This is a genomic window from Paenibacillus sp. FSL P4-0184 (genome assembly GCF_038004625.1).
GTDB lineage: Bacteria > Bacillota > Bacilli > Paenibacillales > Paenibacillaceae > Paenibacillus_AQ.
The window spans coordinates 3,872,805-3,889,961 of the sequence record NZ_JBBORN010000001.1 but is presented as its reverse complement, the minus strand read 5'-3'; the positions used below and the strand labels follow the sequence as shown (position 1 = coordinate 3,889,961).

12 protein-coding genes are annotated in these 17,157 nt (G+C 41.4%); all 12 read right to left on the bottom strand.

Translation table 11 applies throughout. The features are described from left to right. Positions 1-17: 17 nt before the first annotated feature. The 12 genes from MKY52_RS16975 to MKY52_RS16920 all read right to left on the bottom strand — a co-directional run bounded on the left by MKY52_RS16975 (position 18) and on the right by MKY52_RS16920 (position 17,015). Entirely contained in the window at positions 18-1,382 is a 1,365-nt protein-coding gene (locus MKY52_RS16975) for an ABC transporter substrate-binding protein (RefSeq protein WP_341052426.1), read from the bottom strand. A gap of 139 nt (positions 1,383-1,521) precedes the next feature. Next, complete coding sequence (locus MKY52_RS16970) at positions 1,522-2,304, bottom strand: carbohydrate ABC transporter permease (RefSeq protein WP_094869525.1); 783 nt, start codon at positions 2,302-2,304, stop codon at positions 1,522-1,524. 63 nt (positions 2,305-2,367) lie between these two features. Further along, complete coding sequence (locus tag MKY52_RS16965) at positions 2,368-3,267, bottom strand: carbohydrate ABC transporter permease (RefSeq protein WP_094869471.1); 900 nt, start codon at positions 3,265-3,267, stop codon at positions 2,368-2,370. Between the two features lie 292 nt (positions 3,268-3,559). Next, complete coding sequence (locus tag MKY52_RS16960) at positions 3,560-4,942, bottom strand: MATE family efflux transporter (RefSeq protein WP_341052423.1); 1,383 nt, start codon at positions 4,940-4,942, stop codon at positions 3,560-3,562. Between the two features lie 18 nt (positions 4,943-4,960). Next, a complete protein-coding gene (locus MKY52_RS16955) occupies positions 4,961-5,392 on the bottom strand; it encodes a MarR family winged helix-turn-helix transcriptional regulator (protein WP_341052421.1) in 432 nt (143 codons plus the stop codon). A gap of 154 nt (positions 5,393-5,546) precedes the next feature. Then, positions 5,547-6,371, bottom strand: a complete 825-nt coding sequence (locus MKY52_RS16950) for a carbohydrate ABC transporter permease (RefSeq protein WP_341052420.1) — start codon at positions 6,369-6,371, stop codon at positions 5,547-5,549. Then, positions 6,368-7,264 carry a carbohydrate ABC transporter permease gene (locus tag MKY52_RS16945; protein WP_341052417.1) on the bottom strand — a complete coding sequence of 299 codons (897 nt, stop codon included), beginning with the start codon at positions 7,262-7,264 and terminating at the stop codon, positions 6,368-6,370. The genes MKY52_RS16950 and MKY52_RS16945 overlap by 4 nt, the downstream gene beginning before the upstream one ends. Before the next feature lie 69 nt (positions 7,265-7,333). Continuing rightward, complete coding sequence (locus MKY52_RS16940) at positions 7,334-8,620, bottom strand: ABC transporter substrate-binding protein (protein WP_341052416.1); 1,287 nt, start codon at positions 8,618-8,620, stop codon at positions 7,334-7,336. Between the two features lie 276 nt (positions 8,621-8,896). Then, the gene (locus tag MKY52_RS16935) at positions 8,897-10,423 is read right to left on the bottom strand and encodes a glycoside hydrolase family 31 protein (RefSeq protein ID WP_341052414.1); all 1,527 of its coding nucleotides are present in this window, start codon (positions 10,421-10,423) and stop codon (positions 8,897-8,899) included. 85 nt (positions 10,424-10,508) lie between these two features. After that, positions 10,509-12,083 (bottom strand): response regulator transcription factor, encoded by a 1,575-nt coding sequence (locus MKY52_RS16930; protein ID WP_341052412.1) that lies wholly within the window; start codon positions 12,081-12,083, stop codon positions 10,509-10,511. A gap of 32 nt (positions 12,084-12,115) precedes the next feature. Beyond that, positions 12,116-13,879, bottom strand: coding sequence for a sensor histidine kinase (locus tag MKY52_RS16925; RefSeq protein WP_341052410.1), 1,764 nt, complete (start codon positions 13,877-13,879; stop codon positions 12,116-12,118). Positions 13,880-14,084: 205 nt separating this feature from the next. Then, positions 14,085-17,015 carry an insulinase family protein gene (locus MKY52_RS16920; protein WP_341052408.1) on the bottom strand — a complete coding sequence of 977 codons (2,931 nt, stop codon included), beginning with the start codon at positions 17,013-17,015 and terminating at the stop codon, positions 14,085-14,087. Positions 17,016-17,157 lie beyond the last annotated feature (142 nt).

Genomic DNA, 17,157 nt, shown 5'->3' with positions numbered 1-17,157 from the left:
GTACAATCAGTCTCCGCCTACTTTCCGCTGTTGTTCTGAACGACTTCCGAAATTTTCTTATCGATATTGGCAACTGTGACATCCAGATCCTGTTGGCCAAGGAGATACATTTCCGCTTCTGGAATAACGTTGTTCTTAGCTTCATCCGCATATTTAGCCGGAACTTGCGTCGCACCAGGTGCCGAATTCTCCATCGTATATTTCAGGGAATCAACATCAATCATAGATGGATCCTTAGAACCACTCACAATCGTATCCACCAATTTGTTCGTATCCGATTTCGCCCAACCAGAGAAGACACGTCCGCCAATTTCCAGTCCTTCTGAGGTATACCAGCGTACAAAGGTGTAAGCTGCTTCCTTATGCTTGGATTTAGCAGCTATCCCCATATAGGTTGGCTGAACAGGCGAGTAATGTTTGCTCTCACTATCCAGTCGAGGGATCGGTGCAAACGCGGTAACGAAGGTTGCTGGAATGGCATCCGTTCCACCCGATTCCGCAACCATCCAGTCACCCATCGGAAGCATCGCTGCTAAACCATTAAAATACTGATTCCGGTAGGCAAGCTTCTGCGAAATAATATCCTCGTAAGGAGTAGCGCTCTTATCTTCATACATCATCTTCTTCATCATCTGCAGATTAGCCTTAAATTGCGGGTCCAGGGCATTGGAGGTTCCGTCAGATTTTAGAAAAGTATTATCCTCAGGTTTACTCATCAGCTGGAGTTGGAAATAATCCGGCCAATTGTGCAGATAGGCGCCAAAACGCTTCGTTGCGCCCTCACCCTTGGTCATTTTCTTGGCATACTCTTCGAAATCCGCCCAAGTCCAGTCGGTCGGAACCGGCAGACCAGCCTCATCTAGCATTTCTTTGTTAAGAAGCACGAACCAGCGCTGCATAGATGACGGTAACGCATAGACTTTGCCATTGACCGTAGTGTCCACTAGATATTCATCGGAGAGCTTATACCCTTCTTTCTGAATATATTCGTCCATCGGTGCTAACACACCGATATCTGCACGCTGCGAATAGTTGGTATACGGCAGTTCGACAATATCCAGCGGGTCACTTGCAGCGGCCATCAAATCCAGCTTCTGCATGGAGGCTACAGAATCGCCTTTTTCATTCAGTAGATCCACTTCTACATGAATGTCGGGATGCGCCTTCTCAAACTCTGCGATAATCGTGCTCCACTTCGCTTTGGCTTCCGTCTGCCAGGTACTCAGCTTCAGCGTAACCTTCTCTGCTGCAGGCTCCTTATTTCCACCAGCATCAGGCGCATCTGTTGCTCCTGCATTATTTGTTTTCGCATTTCCACCGCATGCGGTGAGTGACAACGCCATAGATGTGATCATAAGCACGGATAATAATTTCTTTTTCATATAGACCCTCCTATAAATGTGTTGGGTATACCTCGCTTTACAGCCAAAGCTATGTAACTGCTTACAAGAACATCCTAACATGCAGGATAGACGAGGAAAGTTCTCATATTCTACCGAAGAGAAACTATTTTGACTTTTATTATCCTTTCACACCTCCGAGGGCAATTCCCTCAATAACCTGCTTCTGACCGAGAGCAAAAATAATCAGCAGTGGCAGAATTGCAGATACTGCACCAGCCATCATGAGGGAATAAACATCCCCGTATTGGTCCCCAAACAACCGAATACCTAGCTGAATAGTAAACAGCTCTTTAGATTTCAAAAAAATGAGTGGATACTGATAGTCGTTCCAGGTCCAGATAAAACGCAGAATAGCATAAGTAGCTACAGCGGGACGGATCAGCGGAAATGCAATTTGTAGAAAAGAACGAAAATGACCTGCTCCATCTATCCGCGCGGATTCAAGATACTCGTTGTTTACTCCCATAAAAAATTGCTTGAGCATAAACGCACCAATAATACTAAAACTGTTAATTAAGATCAACCCTAGATGTGTATCAATCAGATTCAACCAGTTAAACAGCAGAAACTGCGGAACCAGTGAAGCCTGTGGAGGAACCATGTAAAGGGCCAACACAACTATAAACATTGCATCTCTACCCGGAAAACGCAGCTTGGAGAACCCGTAAGCCGCCAGCGCGCATATCAGCACATTAATTATAGTCGTGGCCAGCGTAATATAAATGGAATTTCCGTAATAACGAGCGAAATCACCGGACCAAACCTGTTTGTAATTTTCAATAAGATTCCACTGCTGAGGCAACCATTCTATTGGAAAATTAAACACATCTTTCTCCAGTTTAAAGGAAGTGGATAACATCCATAGAAACGGTAAAAGAAATGCGATACCTAGCAGTCCCATTGCGATTGTCCAGATGGTTCTGGATAGAAGCTCTTTTCTCACTGTAATTTCTCCTTTCCGCCTTTAATAATTGACCCATTTTTTTTGCGCTAACATCTGCAGGGCTGTAATGATCAGGCAGATGAGGAACAGGACAAGTGCCATGCTAGAAGCATAACCCGTCTTCAATTGATTGAAGGCAGTGTCATACAGCTCATAGACAATAACAGTCGTGGAGTTAGCCGGTCCGCCCTGTGTCAGTACTTGTATGAGATCAAAGATTTTAAAGGAGCCGATGACCCCTGTAACCAGCAGGAAAAAGGTAGTTGGCGATATGCAGGGAACCGTGATGTTTCGGAATTTCCGCCAGACATTGGCACCGTCAATATCAGCCGCTTCATAAAGGTCCTTCGGAATACTCTGTAAACCCGCGATAAAAATAATAATGTTGTACCCGAGCTGAATCCAAATCTGGATCATCATCAGCGACGGCAACGCATAATGGATATCAGCCAGCCATTTGGGTGGAGAATCCCATCCCAGTGACATCAGAAATTGATTGACAGGCCCTAGGGAGGGGTGAAACATAACCTGCCAAACCATAGCGATGGCAACTACACTGGAAATGTAGGGAAGGAAGTAAATTACTTTAAATAAATCCTTCAGGAAAACCTGTTTATCAATCAGGATCGCTAACAGCAGAGCAACGATGATCGTAACCGGTACTGTAATAATAAAGAGCAAATTGTTCAGCAAGCTTTTCATAAAGGCATCATCATGAAACAGCCTTATGAAATTATCGAAGCCCGCGAACTTAATCCCCCCTAGACCAGCTACAAAGTTCCAGTTCGTGAAGCTTAACAATAGTGAACCCAGGACAGGGATCAGGGTCAAGATAATCAGCCCCAACATTAGTGGAGTGACGAATAAATACCCAGCGATTGCTTCGCGCGTATCCATTTTAAGATGAAATTTTCGTATCATAATTCTCCTCCTTTACTTATCCTAATTGTAGAAAAAGTAAGATGTGATCATAAGAACTATAATTGTTCATTTTGGAACTAATTTTACCGATCCTTTAGTTGCGAAATCTTCTAGACAACCAAGTATAAACACCTTTGGCGTCCTTATAAGGACGCCAAAGGTGTTTATGCGAGAAATATAAGACATAAAGTATATTGTAAAACTTATACTTTCTTATATTTGTAAAAAAAGCGCGAGCCATACTCCCGCCATCCACTACATTTCTATTTTTCCACGTATAGCAAAGAGCGTTTTACACGGACGCAACCTCTACAACACCTTTTCCATCCCTGCCAGTGCTTTTCAGCTTCTTACTAAAAATCATAAACAAAATGACGCCCATTAAGCTCGTTATAACTTCTGTTATGGTCATTGACCAGATCACGCCATGAAGTCCAAAGACAGAATGTAACACGATAATCATAGGGATAAACAATACGCCTTGTGTGATGGCCATAATGTTAGTTGGTATCCCCTGTCCGGTCGCTTGAAAAATACTCATAAACAAACCTGTAAATCCATTAAATAAAGCAGAAATCAGCATGGCTACCAAAATATAAGTTCCCATACTTAACACTGAAGGGTCATTAGAGAAGAAATGCAGGATCGTTCCTCTAAACAGAAACACTAGACCTACAAAGACAAAAGCAATACCTCCGATATAGGCAAAAGCATGTTTAATCGTTGATTTAAGTCTCGCCATATTTTGACTAGCAAAGTTAAACGCAAATAGTGGAATCAAACCTAAGAATAAGCCCATTGATAAGAACTCCGGAACTTGTACAATTCTTAAGGCCACACCAAATCCAGCAACCACATTTTCTCCATATTGAATCGCGAAGTTATTTAACAAAAGCGTGCTCACAATCACAAAACTGAATTGCAATAACTCCGATACACCTATTTTGTATACTTCTAATTGATCTCGAACAGATATCTTGAAATGCTTCAAAAACCCCCTTAAATGCTCACTTTTCGTTTCTAAAAAATAGACATAATAAATCGCGGAACCCACATTCGCTAAAACCATCGCCAACGCAGCACCTGCCACATGCCATTTCAGTACAAGAATAAAGAGTGGATCAAAAATTAAACTTAAAGCCGTACTAATAAAGATACCGTACATCGATTCTTTGGAGGCACCTTCGGAACGGACTAGCTGTTCCAAGGCAAAATTAAGCACAATGGAAAATCCGCCGGCAAAAAGAGTCAAAGCATAAGCCTTAGTAAAGTCTAGAGTAGCAGCATCTGCGCCTAGTATTCTCGTAATTGGATCAATCGCTAACATCGCTATTAGAGCAATAAGAATACCCACAATAATGCTTCCATAAAAAGTGTATCCGGCAACCTTCTTTCCCTTCTCCGTATCCTTTTGCCCCGCGAGCCTTGTAATAAATGTTCCGCCACCTACGCCAAGCATATTCCCAAAGGCCATTAAGACTGTGAAAATGGGTAGACCCAGCGTAATGGCAGTCAGCATACTAGTATTGTGGAGTAAGCCAATGAAATAAGCATTGATTACATTATAGATGGTACCTACAGACATCCCGATCATCATAGGAATGGATAAATGAGCAATTGCCTTCTTGATCGGCGCCGATTCTAAATAATATTGATTGGAGACTTCTGTTTCCATGATTAACCCTCCGAACGTTTATAGACTTGAATTAACTTTTTGCAGTAAAGACTTTAAGTTTGCTGTTTCTTCCGGACTGAGTGCTTTTGTAATGCTTGCTTCTACCCCTGAGAAAATCTCATTGAACTCCTCGACCAAAAGAGCGCCCTTTTCCAAAACAAAAATGCTCTTCTGCCGTTCATCATTTTCAGGTGTGACACGCTTGATATAGCCTTTCTTTTCTAACCCTTGAAGCATGCTGGTGATACTCGCCCCTTTTCTATTAAAGACTTCCGCCAAATCCTTTTGAATCACACCTTTTTCTTGATGCTCAAAAATATAACCGATCATGCGTCCTTGCTGTGAATTCAGCCCTAGCTCATTCAGCCTGGCGTCAGCTGTACTTTTTAGTTTCATCCCGATCTCTCGAATCAAATTAGAAAATGGTGTATTTCCAACGGGTTTGCTCATTGTTATTTCCTCCGCATTCGTATTAGTTAGAACTCTAAGTAACATCATTATCATAATAGTTAGAACTCTAACTGTCAATGTTCTAACTAAATAAAATCTCTAAAGAAAATAAGAGCGAAAGTCTACAAAAGACCTTCGCTCTTATTCGTTATTCTTATCCTTTTACTGATCCTGCAACAACCCCGTTAATAATAAATCTCTGCATAAATAAGTAGAATATAATCATTGGCAATACGCCCAATACCATCATAGGGAAAAATGCGGTCCAATCTGTAGAGAACGGCCCAACATTTTTATAAACCTCTAGTAAAATCACTGCTTTGGAAGGGCTCTGTAGGAACAAAAGTGGAGTCATGAAGTCGTTCCAGACCGCCAGCGCATTTAAGATACATACGGTTGCGATGATAGGCTTGAGCAATGGAAATACAATTACCCAATAAACGCGGAGCTTATTACATCCATCAATAGCCGCCGCCTCTTCTAACTCATAGGGAATCGTATTAATAAAGCCCTTAAACAAAAATATAGAGAACGACATATTAATACAAAAGACACTCACTAATATAACACCCACTAATGAGTTCATTACGCCTAATCCAGATACAACTTTGTATAACGGAATCAATGAAATCTGAAAGGGAACCATCAGCCCAATCATGAATATCCCATAAATTCGTTTATACATTTTTTCTGGTCTTCGTGCAATTACATAAGCGGCCATGGATGAGAATGCTACCAATAATGACACGGAAGACACATTAATAATAACGTTGTTCAGAAGCGCTCGAGGGTAATTCATTGCGATAAAGGCTTTAATATAATTGTCCAGCATGAAGCTCTGAGGTAGTCCCATTGGGCTGAGCGCTGCCTCTGCAGGTGTCTTAAATGTCGTAACAAGCAGATAATAAATCGGGATCAGCATGATAACGGCAAGAATGAGTAAAACAATTTCTAGTATGATCAGGCTACGTTTGTTCATGATATTTTCTCCTCCCATTTATTAAAGCTCCAGGTAATAACCTTGGAAACTATTAATACAAGTAAAAAGAAAATCACGCCAAAGGCAGCCGCATATGCGGTTCTTCCCTCTGTAAATCCTCTGCGAATCAACATGGTAGTAATCGTTTCTGTAGAATATCCAGGTCCACCTGAAGTCATGGAAAAGATAATATCAAATACCTTTAAACCACCGATCATACTCATCATAACGTTAAAAGAGACTGATGGGTAAAGCAAAGGAAGCGTAACCTTAAAGAATCTATGCCATGCATTAGCACCATCGATCTTCGCTGCCTCATACAAAGACTCATCTATACTTTGAATGTTTGCTAGATAGATTACCATAGCCCATCCTGTCCATTGCCATAATTGCGTGAACAAGACGGAAAATAGGGCGAGTTTGGGGTTACCAAGCCAATTAACGGGCTGAAACCCGAACAAGTGAACCAGTTGATTCAACAAACCATGATCTGCTGAGGTCATGATAAATGACCATAGATAACCTACGATTAAAATACTCAGAATAGCTGGAGCAAAAAATACTGTTTTTAATAAATTGGCTGATTTGAGCTTTAGAGATAGGGCAATCGCCAAAGGAATGGCTAAAATATTCTGTAAAAGGGTCATAACTATCGCATAAACAAATGCATTCTTAACCGCGGCCGTTGTCTGCACATCATGAAATAGCTCTACAAAATTCTTAATTCCGATAAAGCTGTAATTAGGTTTATACACAGACCAATTCGTCAAACTGTATCCAAAGTTCATCAGTGTCGGCAAAATAAATAAAATGCTAAACCCAATGAGTGCTGGGGCAATCATCAATAAATACACGTAGTGATTCCGCAGGGTTTTCGTGAATATCACCTTCATATGTGTTCCTCCCCTAAGCAGAAGGGGCTATGATAGCCCCTTTCTTCCAACATATCTAGTCTGTTAAATCTACATGGAATCTCTGATTGTTTTTGCCGTTTGATCGGCATCTTTCAGCGCTTGATCTGTTGTCTTTGAGCCTGCAAGTACTTCCTGAAGTGCCTTACCGTAGCTTTCAACAATTGGGTTTCCGCCCAACCAATACAGCCACGGACCATATACATTCCCGGCTTCAAAGGCTGCAGCAGCGTCTGCAAATTCTTCACCTAAATCCACCTCTACACCCTTCACGAAAGAACTGCCTACATTATCTGCGATCAGAGCTTTTTGAGCCTCAGGCGTTGCTGTAACTCTTAGAACTTCTAATGCTGCTTCCACATTTTTCGAATCTTTGTTAATCGCTAAAGCACTGCCCGGTCCACCGATCATCCAGCCCGGTCCTTTTTCAACACCTGGGAACGGGAACATGCCTAGTTCAAGATTGGGACTCTTCTGTTTGATCGTTTCTAATGCCCAAGGGCCTGATTGCCACATCGCTGACTTACCTGTTGCGAACTCATCCAGCGCCTGATCATAATCCATACCCAACATGTTCGAATCTAAATATCCCAACTCTATAGTTTTGCTCCAATCTTTAAGTGCTTTACTCCAGTTGTCCGCAAGCAACACTTCACCAGCATTAAACTTGTCATCGAAGCCTTTGTTTTCTGACTTGGAATAAAACTCATTCAGCACCATGCCCATGGATTGCTTCATCATAGGTTCCCAAGAGGACGCCCCCATAGACTGCGGTTTAATTCCTTTATCCTTCAAGGATTTATGAATTTGCATCCACTCGTCAAACGTTTGAGGTGGAGTCAATCCATTTTCTTTAAAGATAGCTTTGTTATAGTAAATACCTTCGAACCAGGACTGTAGCGGCGCAGCATAAATCTTATCTTTGAGTGTATAAGCTTGGAATCCTGTTTCTATATAATTACTGATAAAGTCTTGATCTGTAAGATCTAACAGATATCCTGCTGAAGCTAAGAGAGTTGTTTCTCCGCCGGTCTCAATCAGATCCGGTCCTTCCTTGGAGGCAAGCTGTGTGTTTAAGACACTGTTAAACTGATCTAAGGCAACAAATTGAAACTCCACTTCAATATTCGGAAGCTCCTTTTTTAAGAATTCCAGGTACGATTTTCGAATACTCTCCTGGTTGTAAGCCATGAGGCGAACTTTAACCTTCTTGACTTCAGTATTTGCGGCAGATTTTTTGTCAGAATTAGCATTTGGTTTCGATTCCGACTTCGCACAACCGGAAACTACCGAAATGACTAATATAGCAGTAAGCAGCAACGCTAATGCTTTTTTCATGTGTACCCCTCCGAAATTAGTATTATGATCTCTTCTTTACCTCTCAATGATAGCGCTTCCTAAAAGGGTAATAAATCAATAATATTCATGATCTTTTAATACATTATTATGGTTTTAAGCGAGCATGGAGGCCGAATGTTAACGCAGATTACGATGGAGCAAACAAATGCAAATATATTCTAACACTATATTCCGATCGTCATTTTCATATAAAAACGCCCACACAATGCCGGCATAAAATCACTGGCAATGTCGTAGGCGTTAGGAATCAGTAGCTTATGATTGAAGTTCCAATACGATGGGTTCACCCTCTATTGGGGACAAAACAGCAGTGGCTCCACCTTCCAATACATGACCGTATCGATCTTTCCAGCTTCCCTTAGGCAACCTTACCCATCGATCGGTAGCATCTTTTAGAAGTACAGGTGCGACTAATACTTGATTGCCCAACATAAATTGATCATTGATGTTCTCCAAACCTTGATTAGGAAAGACGTAATCCATGAATCTGGCGATCGGTTCACCTGTAAGACGGGCATTCTCCACCAGTTGAAGGATCAGCGGGAGATATTCATTTCGAAGCTGAACACTTTTCTTAATAAGATCAAAGTTCTCCGGACTGAGTACTCTCCATGGAGCAGCAGAAAATTGCATCGTGGGAAGCAGACAAGCAATCTCTGCATGGCGAACAAACAATTCCTCATCCAAGTGCTGACGGTTCTGATGGAAGTTCAAATATTCCCCCCCGCCAATCATATCGGTACATACAAACGGATGACCTGTTATTCCCTGTACAAGTGTGTTAGGAATCAGCGATTGTATTCCATGCTCGTCCCAGCTATGATTTTTATCGGCTAGTCTCTGCATAAGAGGTAAGCCTGCCGCTTTCCACGTCACCCGAAACTCATTATATTCGTATTTACTTCCATACTCCGCCCATAAACGAGATTGCGTATTCTGATCCGTCGGTCTATTGGTAATCATGTCATCACAATAATACACACTATCACCAGCATCAAATTTGAATCCGTCCACCCCAAATTCTTCCATTAGCACACCGAGCTGCTGATCTAGCCATTCGGTCGTATCTGGATTAGACATATCTAATATCGCCGAATACCCATTCCACCATTTGGTGATAAAAGGTTCCTTATCGTTCGTTTGAATAAGCATGTGGCGATCTCTTAGAAACCTGAATTCCGTCGTATCTGGCGTTATAAAAGGGCATATCCATAACATTACCTTAAAACCTTGTTGATGTAGGTCCTCGATCATTTGTTTGGCGTCAGGGAATTTCTCTTTGTTAAATGACCACTTCCCATAATAATCACTCCAACCGTCATCAATCATCAGAACACCGCTTGGTAAACCATGTCCTGTGATATCGGCTGCATATTTCATTACATCCATCTGATTTTGATTAAAGGTCAGTTCAATCCAAGTGTTATACTGTGGCGCTGTAAATAGATTCATCCCAATAGATCCCTTTTGGACAGGAAAGTGCTTGGCGCATGCATCGTTATATGCCTCTTTAAGAGTATTAAACTGTGCATTCAATATGGGCTCACTCTTAAAATAATCGATCGATATGCTGTCTTTTTTAAATTGAATATGGAACCCGTCTGCACACCAAATATATCTTCCCTTCGTCGAAACGAAAAATGGCATCGCTTGGTTTACGGTGTTATTGATGGTCAGATCCAATTCTATTTCAGAGTTCCCTCCAAAAGGCTGGGCCCACCCATGATGTGAATACCCGCCATACCAATGCTCGCTCTCTAACAATTCAAATGTAATATTCAACAAGATCACTCCCTCAGAGTTCTATGATCTCGTCATTGTATCATCGAGCTAACAACTCCAACACGAAATATATTATCGTTTTATATCACTTTGTTATGTGTTTATTCTTGTATTCATTAGGTGTCATACCGTGCATCTTTTTGAAGAGTTTAGAAAAGTAACTTGGATTATCATAGCCGATATTATAAGAAATCTCGTAACTTTTCATATCGGTATGCTCTAACATATACCTAGCCTTATCCATTCTTATCTCAGTCAATGAGACCCACATACTCTTTCCCGTTTCACGTTTGAATAAATAGCAAAAATAGTTTTTGCTCATCGCTACATGTTCACATACTTCTTCCAAAGAAATATTCTCGCTATAATGCTCTTCCAGATATTGAATACACTTCTCCACAGACTGATTGACACTGGAATTCCCTTTATTTTCAAGGGTAGTAATGCTATTGATCATTTTCGTCATAAAGTTTGTAAGTTGATCGATGGTCGATAGCTTGAGTAAGTCTTGATAGTTCACGTTCATGATTACATTAGAGATCGAAGAAATATATTTCCCCTCTAAAAGATATTTCCTAATTTCAGTAAGGATGTTAAAGCAAAAATCATACACATCATCCAGAGAAGAAGGATTGATATGAATAGTATGTTGTAAGATTTCAACCAACTTTTCACGAGCTGGGACAATTTTGCCACTCAGAATGTAAGACACAATCGTCTTCTCGTCTTCAATCATCTGTAATTTATCGAACGCGGTAGCCTTATAATTGTATCCGTGACCCAGAACTGTACAGTTATTTGTATATTGACTTAGGCGTTTCAATTTCTCTACTTCATCGTAAGCTAGCGGGAGTTCTTTAAGTGCATGATAACAACTGCTAAAACATACGTTAGACTTTATTGCGAACGTTTCCATGAATGAATGTATCATTTCTTGTGCACATTGCGGGGCCTGGTCTAAGTGAATTTGAGAAATTAGAATATACCACCCGTCCTCTTCATATTCCAAAATTATGAGTTCACCATATTCGCTTAAAACACTTGATAAAATCTCCTGAATATAACTGCTCTTAGAAAGAAGTATGTTACTGATGTCCATAAATTCATTAATCGTTTCATTCTCTATATTCATACTGAACAAGACATAATTATCAAAACTAAAATTAAGCTCACTGGACATCCCTTGAAGAGATCTCTCTGCGACCGTTTTTTTCATAAATCCTTTTATCATTCTGCTTTGAGAAATATGCTTATTTTGCTGAATCATCTTCTGTGTTTTTTTGTTAGAAGAAATTTCATTTACAACTTCCTTTAAAGCCATATCTAATTCCAGCTCATCAAATGGTTTTAAAATATAGGCAGACGCTCCATATTTCAATGCTTGCTTCGCATACTGAAACTCTCCAAACCCACTTAGCAGAATAATCCTAGTCTCTTTGTTTATTTCTCTGACTTGTTTAATGAACTCAATCCCATTCATACCGGGCATGTTAATATCGGTAATGATCAACTCGGCTTGGTAATTACGATACAGAGCTAAAGCTTGTTCCCCAGATTGCGCAGTTGCAATAACTTGAATACCATAAAACTTCCAGTCAATTGTATTCTCCAACATACGCACCGTCAAAAGCTCATCATCTACAATTAATGCGCTGATCATAGCTGTCTCCCCTTCTTTATCCGGTAGTATTGTTATTTCTGAATAACAATAGATATTGTGGTCTGTTTACCATATTCCGAGTTTATACGGATGCCGCAATTTCCACCGTATGAGATCTTAACCCTCTCATGAATATTCGCAAGACCGATACTACTTGATTTGCTTCCTACCTGATTGTTTTTAAGTTCATTTTCTATCTGCTCTTGTTCCTCCGTTGACATACACCCGCCATTATCGATTACAGAAATAAGGATATGCTCATCTTCTTCTTGAATTGAGATTACTAAATAACCGTGACCCTTCTTTAATATCCCATGTTGAATTGCATTTTCTACAATGGGCTGTAGGATCAACTTAGGAACTTTCACGCTTGATAAATCTTCTGGAAAAACTACCTCGTAATCAAACATATTGGGATACCTGTACATTTGAATCTTAAGAAAGTTCTCTGCGTGATGAATTTCTTTCATCAGTTCTACCATTTCATAAGGCTGGTATATGGAGTAAGTCAACATTTTACCTAGAATCGTTGAAATTTCAGATATAGCTTGTGAATCATTACTTAATGCTAATGCTTTAATAATTTGCAATGTATTATTTAAAAAGTGCGGATTGATTTGATGCTGGAGTGCCCGTACTTGGGCATCTTTCGCACTAGCCTGTTCAAACAAAACCTCGTGATTTAGATCTTTAATTTTGTTAATCATTTTGTCTGCTGTGGCAGATAAAATAAGAATTTCCTTAGTACTGTCATCGTATAAATCTACTTCTAAGCTTTCCAATGGAATCCTTTTGAATTTCTGAGCTAACTTTGTAATCGGTTTCGTAATACTTTTTGAAATGATCATGGATGATATTAGTACGGCAGCGATGGTAGCTAGTACGGAGTAGAAAGAGAACATGATCAATACATGAATGTGACGATCTACTTCATCCAGCGATTTGAGACCAATATTTTTCCAGCCAGTGATCTGCGAAGTATCATACACCACTGAATATGGAGATGTATCTGAGTCCGTCTGATCGACAATAAAGCTACCTTTATCACCGATAAGCTGCTGCTTCATTTGCAACATCTGCTCTCCATTCAAGTTATTCGAGGTGTTCCAGACGGTATTTCCTTGGGAGTCAACGATCATGATCGCATGTGAAAAAGATAAATCTCCAGAGTAAAACATCTTGTCCACATAAAAGTTGAACACTAATGTCGCGTTATAGTCTTTATGTACATTTCGGTAGTCTTTAACTGGGATGAACATGGAGATCGTTTGCTCATCTGTTTTATTAAAATAATAATCTTGTTCGTGTAAGCCTGTGAATTTTACGATGGCATAGTCATCCTGCTTTGAAGGAAACCAATCTTGCTCCCAAAAGTTATAATCACTTTTGATAGAGCCTCCAGAATGATATAAAGCGGTGCCTTCTTTGCCGATAATTATAATGTCTTTAATATCATAATTGTAACCGATTGCATTTTGCATCGCATATTCAACAGTCCACTTGTTAGCTAGCTCATATTTGTAGTCGATCTCGTCCACGGAGTTGCGATACTGGACAGCCTTTAAGATATTTTCATTACTACCTAAGACTTGGATGATCTTCTTGAGATGGCTGAAGTATGTATCCATAGTCGATATGGATTGCCCGACGAGTTGTTCTCCATTACTAACCGCATTCTCACGAAAAGTTTCTTTAAAATATTGGGTGATGGCTAAACTAAAAATACCCAAAATAACGACTAGCATCGTAATAAAATAAACATTAATTTTACTTCTCAGTGAGCTGGGTCTTTTCATGATCTGGCTCCTCCAACCTTTGAATAAATTCAAGGGTCAAAAATTCTGTTTAAACCTCATTGTACTATAAACGCCCTTTACGGGGACGTCAACGGTGCAGGTTGTTCAAAGACGGATTCCAACTTTTCCAAAACAAAAACGCCTCCCGTTCAATGAACGGAAAGCGTAATGCATGGATGTCCTTCTTCAGAATCCTGTTTTCTTGTTACTTCACAAGTTCCTCTAAACTTCCGAATAATCCTTTTGTCGATTTCAGCTTTGAAGCATTGCCGACCACCGTGAAATAATTTTGTTCCGTCACAGCCTTAAGTAAATCGGTGTACTGTCTGATATCTTCTGGTGTTGTCGACAAGATTTCATCCCGCTCTCGCTGCAGTTCGGCCTCTGTCACCTGTTCAAAATAATGTCGGTCCGCCCGCCGTCCCTGTGCGCTGGGACTAAGAGGCTGATCCAGCATAGATAAGGTACCAATGATCGCTTTGGTCATCTCATCGGGATCTGCTTCATACCCCTCAACAAATCGATAAGCCTGATCATAAACCTCCAGCGTCTCCTGCAAATTCGGATCACGGTAGGAGGTGAACATCATTGTCCCATCTCTGCGCAGAACCAGGTTCCCGCCATACGCACCGCCCTTCACACGTACGGCATTCCACAGATAGGTAAGGCTCATGATTTTCTTGAGCACCTGCATTTTGCCTGAATATGTGAATCCTAGCTTAGTGAAGTCGTATCCCTTAACCACATATTGCACCTGGCTGGAAGACATGAATCCTTCATTGTCCGCATGTCCCTGTGCCGTAATCTTAGGCTTATTTACTACTGGCCGATCCTGGATACCCAGCTTCGCTGCATTAGCTATGAATTCTTCATACAAATCAGGCGTACCAGTCACGCTGATGACCAAATTGTTTTTATTGAACAAATCCCCACAGATGCCCTTCAATGTGTCTGCCACCTGAGCTCCCTGCTGATCGAACGTCTCGGCAAGCTCGCGGATAAAGCGATAATAAGTAACGCCGCCCTGTTGTTCCTGATACGCTCCCATGTCCGAGAAATAGGACATCAGACGGCTGGCCGCAATCTCATTCCCTCTTTGATTCAGAATCGATTCCATCTGCGAGGCTTCCCGGCGGACGATTTCCTGCAGCTTGGTCAGATTGTCGAGCGCACTTGTGTAGAGTATCTCTCGCAGTAGGTCCAGTGATTCACCAATATGCCCCGCCATCACCTTCACCAGCGCAGAGAATTTAGGCTGATAACTCGCCCCCGTAGCTTTTGCAGCGCCATAGAGCTCATTCCTGAAATATATGCCTCCGGTTTTAATCCCGATTTCACTGGTGAGCTCTTTAATAGCGTAAGAGGCAGTCTCCATTTGGCCCAATACCTCTGCCAATAGCACCAAATAAGGAATTCGTTCAGGAGCTATAACCCCCGTATCCCAATAAAGCTTGCAGTAGGCAATCTTATGGGTAGCTACCTCATGGTGGATCACCTTTATGCCCTCATGGATTTGTTCATGGGTCGGCACCTGAGGTTCTACGCAGCGGTTAATATCCTGTAAAGACAAGCTCGGTAGCTTCTGTAAATCTTCGGCTGCATCCGCACGACTCTGCCGCGCCAGAAGATGCTGTGTACTCTGAACAAGCTGCTCCAACTGATCTGGTTGCAGTGACGCTTTGTATTCACTCAATTGATGCTGAGTAAATGCTTCCTTTTCCGCTGCGATCGTCTTGGACGGGTTCAGTACCACCACACTGCAATGATCGCTGTTCAGCAAATAGTCCTCAATCAGCTTCTCAAAATAACGGCCCGCAAGCTTTTCCCGAATGGCCGTGAGCACCTCTTCATAGCGCATGTGAGTAGTCGGCTGACCGTCATAGAGCCAGGATTTCATCACTTCGATATTGTAAGTAAGACCCTTCGGATACTGGTTAAAGTCCGCTTCCCGCAGCTCAAATTCCTTACTGTTGACCGCTGCCAGCACCAGCTTCTCATCTAGTCCGTCCTGGACCAAACGCTTTAATGTAGTCTTCACCAGCTCCACAAAGGCATCTTTGGAGGAGGCATTGGAATGCGTCAGCGTAATACCTAGCAGCGGTTGAACCATACTGTCGGAATAAAAAGCAAACGCGTCTTTGCCAAGTCCACTTTCGAGCAAGGCTTGCTTGAGCGGAGCTGCGTTGCTGTCCATCAGCATGCTTTTTAAAATATCAAAAGCTAGGTTCAGTTCCCGATCAGTAGAAGTTCCAATCACATAATTCAGACTCAAATAAGTCTTATCAGTGGCTGCTTCTGCTTCCAGAATCGGATAATCCGCTACCAGCTCCGTCATTCCAATGGGCTGTTGTAGGGCAATGGAAGTATCGAAGCTATTTCGTTCATAAGACCCAAGATATTCCTGGTCTATAAATTGCAGCTTTTCTTCAATATTAACGTCTCCGTAGAGATAAAAATAACTGTTAGACGGATGATAATAGTTGCTGTGCGCCTTGAGAAACTGCTCATAGGTTAGCGCAGGAATTTCCTGTGGATCTCCACCTGAAGAATGACGGTAAATCGTGTCCGGATACAATGACTTTTTGATTCTATCCATCAATACCGTAGTCGGCGAGGAATATGAACCTTTCATCTCGTTGTAAACCACGCCTTTATAGATTAACTCATCTTCGGGATGCTGAAGCTCGTAGTGCCAGCCCTCTTGCTCAAAAATTTCTTGTTGCTTATAAATATTCGGTTGAAAAACACTATCCAGATAAACCTCCACCAAATTAGAGAAGTCCTGATCGTTCCGGCTCGCTACTGGATACATCGTCTTATCCCCAAACGTAAATGCGTTCAGGAACGTCTGCATCGAGCCTTTCAGTAATTCTACAAAAGGTTCCTTGACCGGATATTTCTCTGAACCACATAATACGGAATGCTCCAAAATATGAAAGACCCCCGTACTATCTTCAGGCGGGGTCCTGAAGCTTACACTAAATACCTTGTTGTCATCCTGATTCTGCACGAACAGCAGCCTGGCGCCGCTCTTCAGATGTTCCAGCGTGAATACGTTGGATTCGTTCTCCGGGATAAATTCCTCATTAACAACCTGAAATCCATAATAAGTGTTCCCTGTGATCAAACGGCTCATAGATTTCCCTCCTCTGTTTAGGGATATGATAACTCTACATGAGCTTATCATATCCCTGGGCGATTATTCCATCAGTAGAAGGTCTCCGGGATTAATTTCTGGTTCACATAAAACAAGACCACGCCAGTATAATTACTGACAA

Coding starts and splice junctions, on each gene's coding strand:
- MKY52_RS16960 (WP_341052423.1), bottom strand. CDS start 4,942: ATGGAAACAGAAGTCTCCAATCAATATTATTTAGAATCGGCGCCGATC.
- MKY52_RS16955 (WP_341052421.1), bottom strand. CDS start 5,392: ATGAGCAAACCCGTTGGAAATACACCATTTTCTAATTTGATTCGAGAG.
- MKY52_RS16965 (WP_094869471.1), bottom strand. CDS start 3,267: ATGATACGAAAATTTCATCTTAAAATGGATACGCGCGAAGCAATCGCT.
- MKY52_RS16950 (WP_341052420.1), bottom strand. CDS start 6,371: ATGAACAAACGTAGCCTGATCATACTAGAAATTGTTTTACTCATTCTT.
- MKY52_RS16975 (WP_341052426.1), bottom strand. CDS start 1,382: ATGAAAAAGAAATTATTATCCGTGCTTATGATCACATCTATGGCGTTG.
- MKY52_RS16920 (WP_341052408.1), bottom strand. CDS start 17,015: ATGAGCCGTTTGATCACAGGGAACACTTATTATGGATTTCAGGTTGTT.
- MKY52_RS16970 (WP_094869525.1), bottom strand. CDS start 2,304: ATGGGACTGCTAGGTATCGCATTTCTTTTACCGTTTCTATGGATGTTA.
- MKY52_RS16925 (WP_341052410.1), bottom strand. CDS start 13,879: ATGAAAAGACCCAGCTCACTGAGAAGTAAAATTAATGTTTATTTTATT.
- MKY52_RS16940 (WP_341052416.1), bottom strand. CDS start 8,620: ATGAAAAAAGCATTAGCGTTGCTGCTTACTGCTATATTAGTCATTTCG.
- MKY52_RS16945 (WP_341052417.1), bottom strand. CDS start 7,264: ATGAAGGTGATATTCACGAAAACCCTGCGGAATCACTACGTGTATTTA.
- MKY52_RS16930 (WP_341052412.1), bottom strand. CDS start 12,083: ATGATCAGCGCATTAATTGTAGATGATGAGCTTTTGACGGTGCGTATG.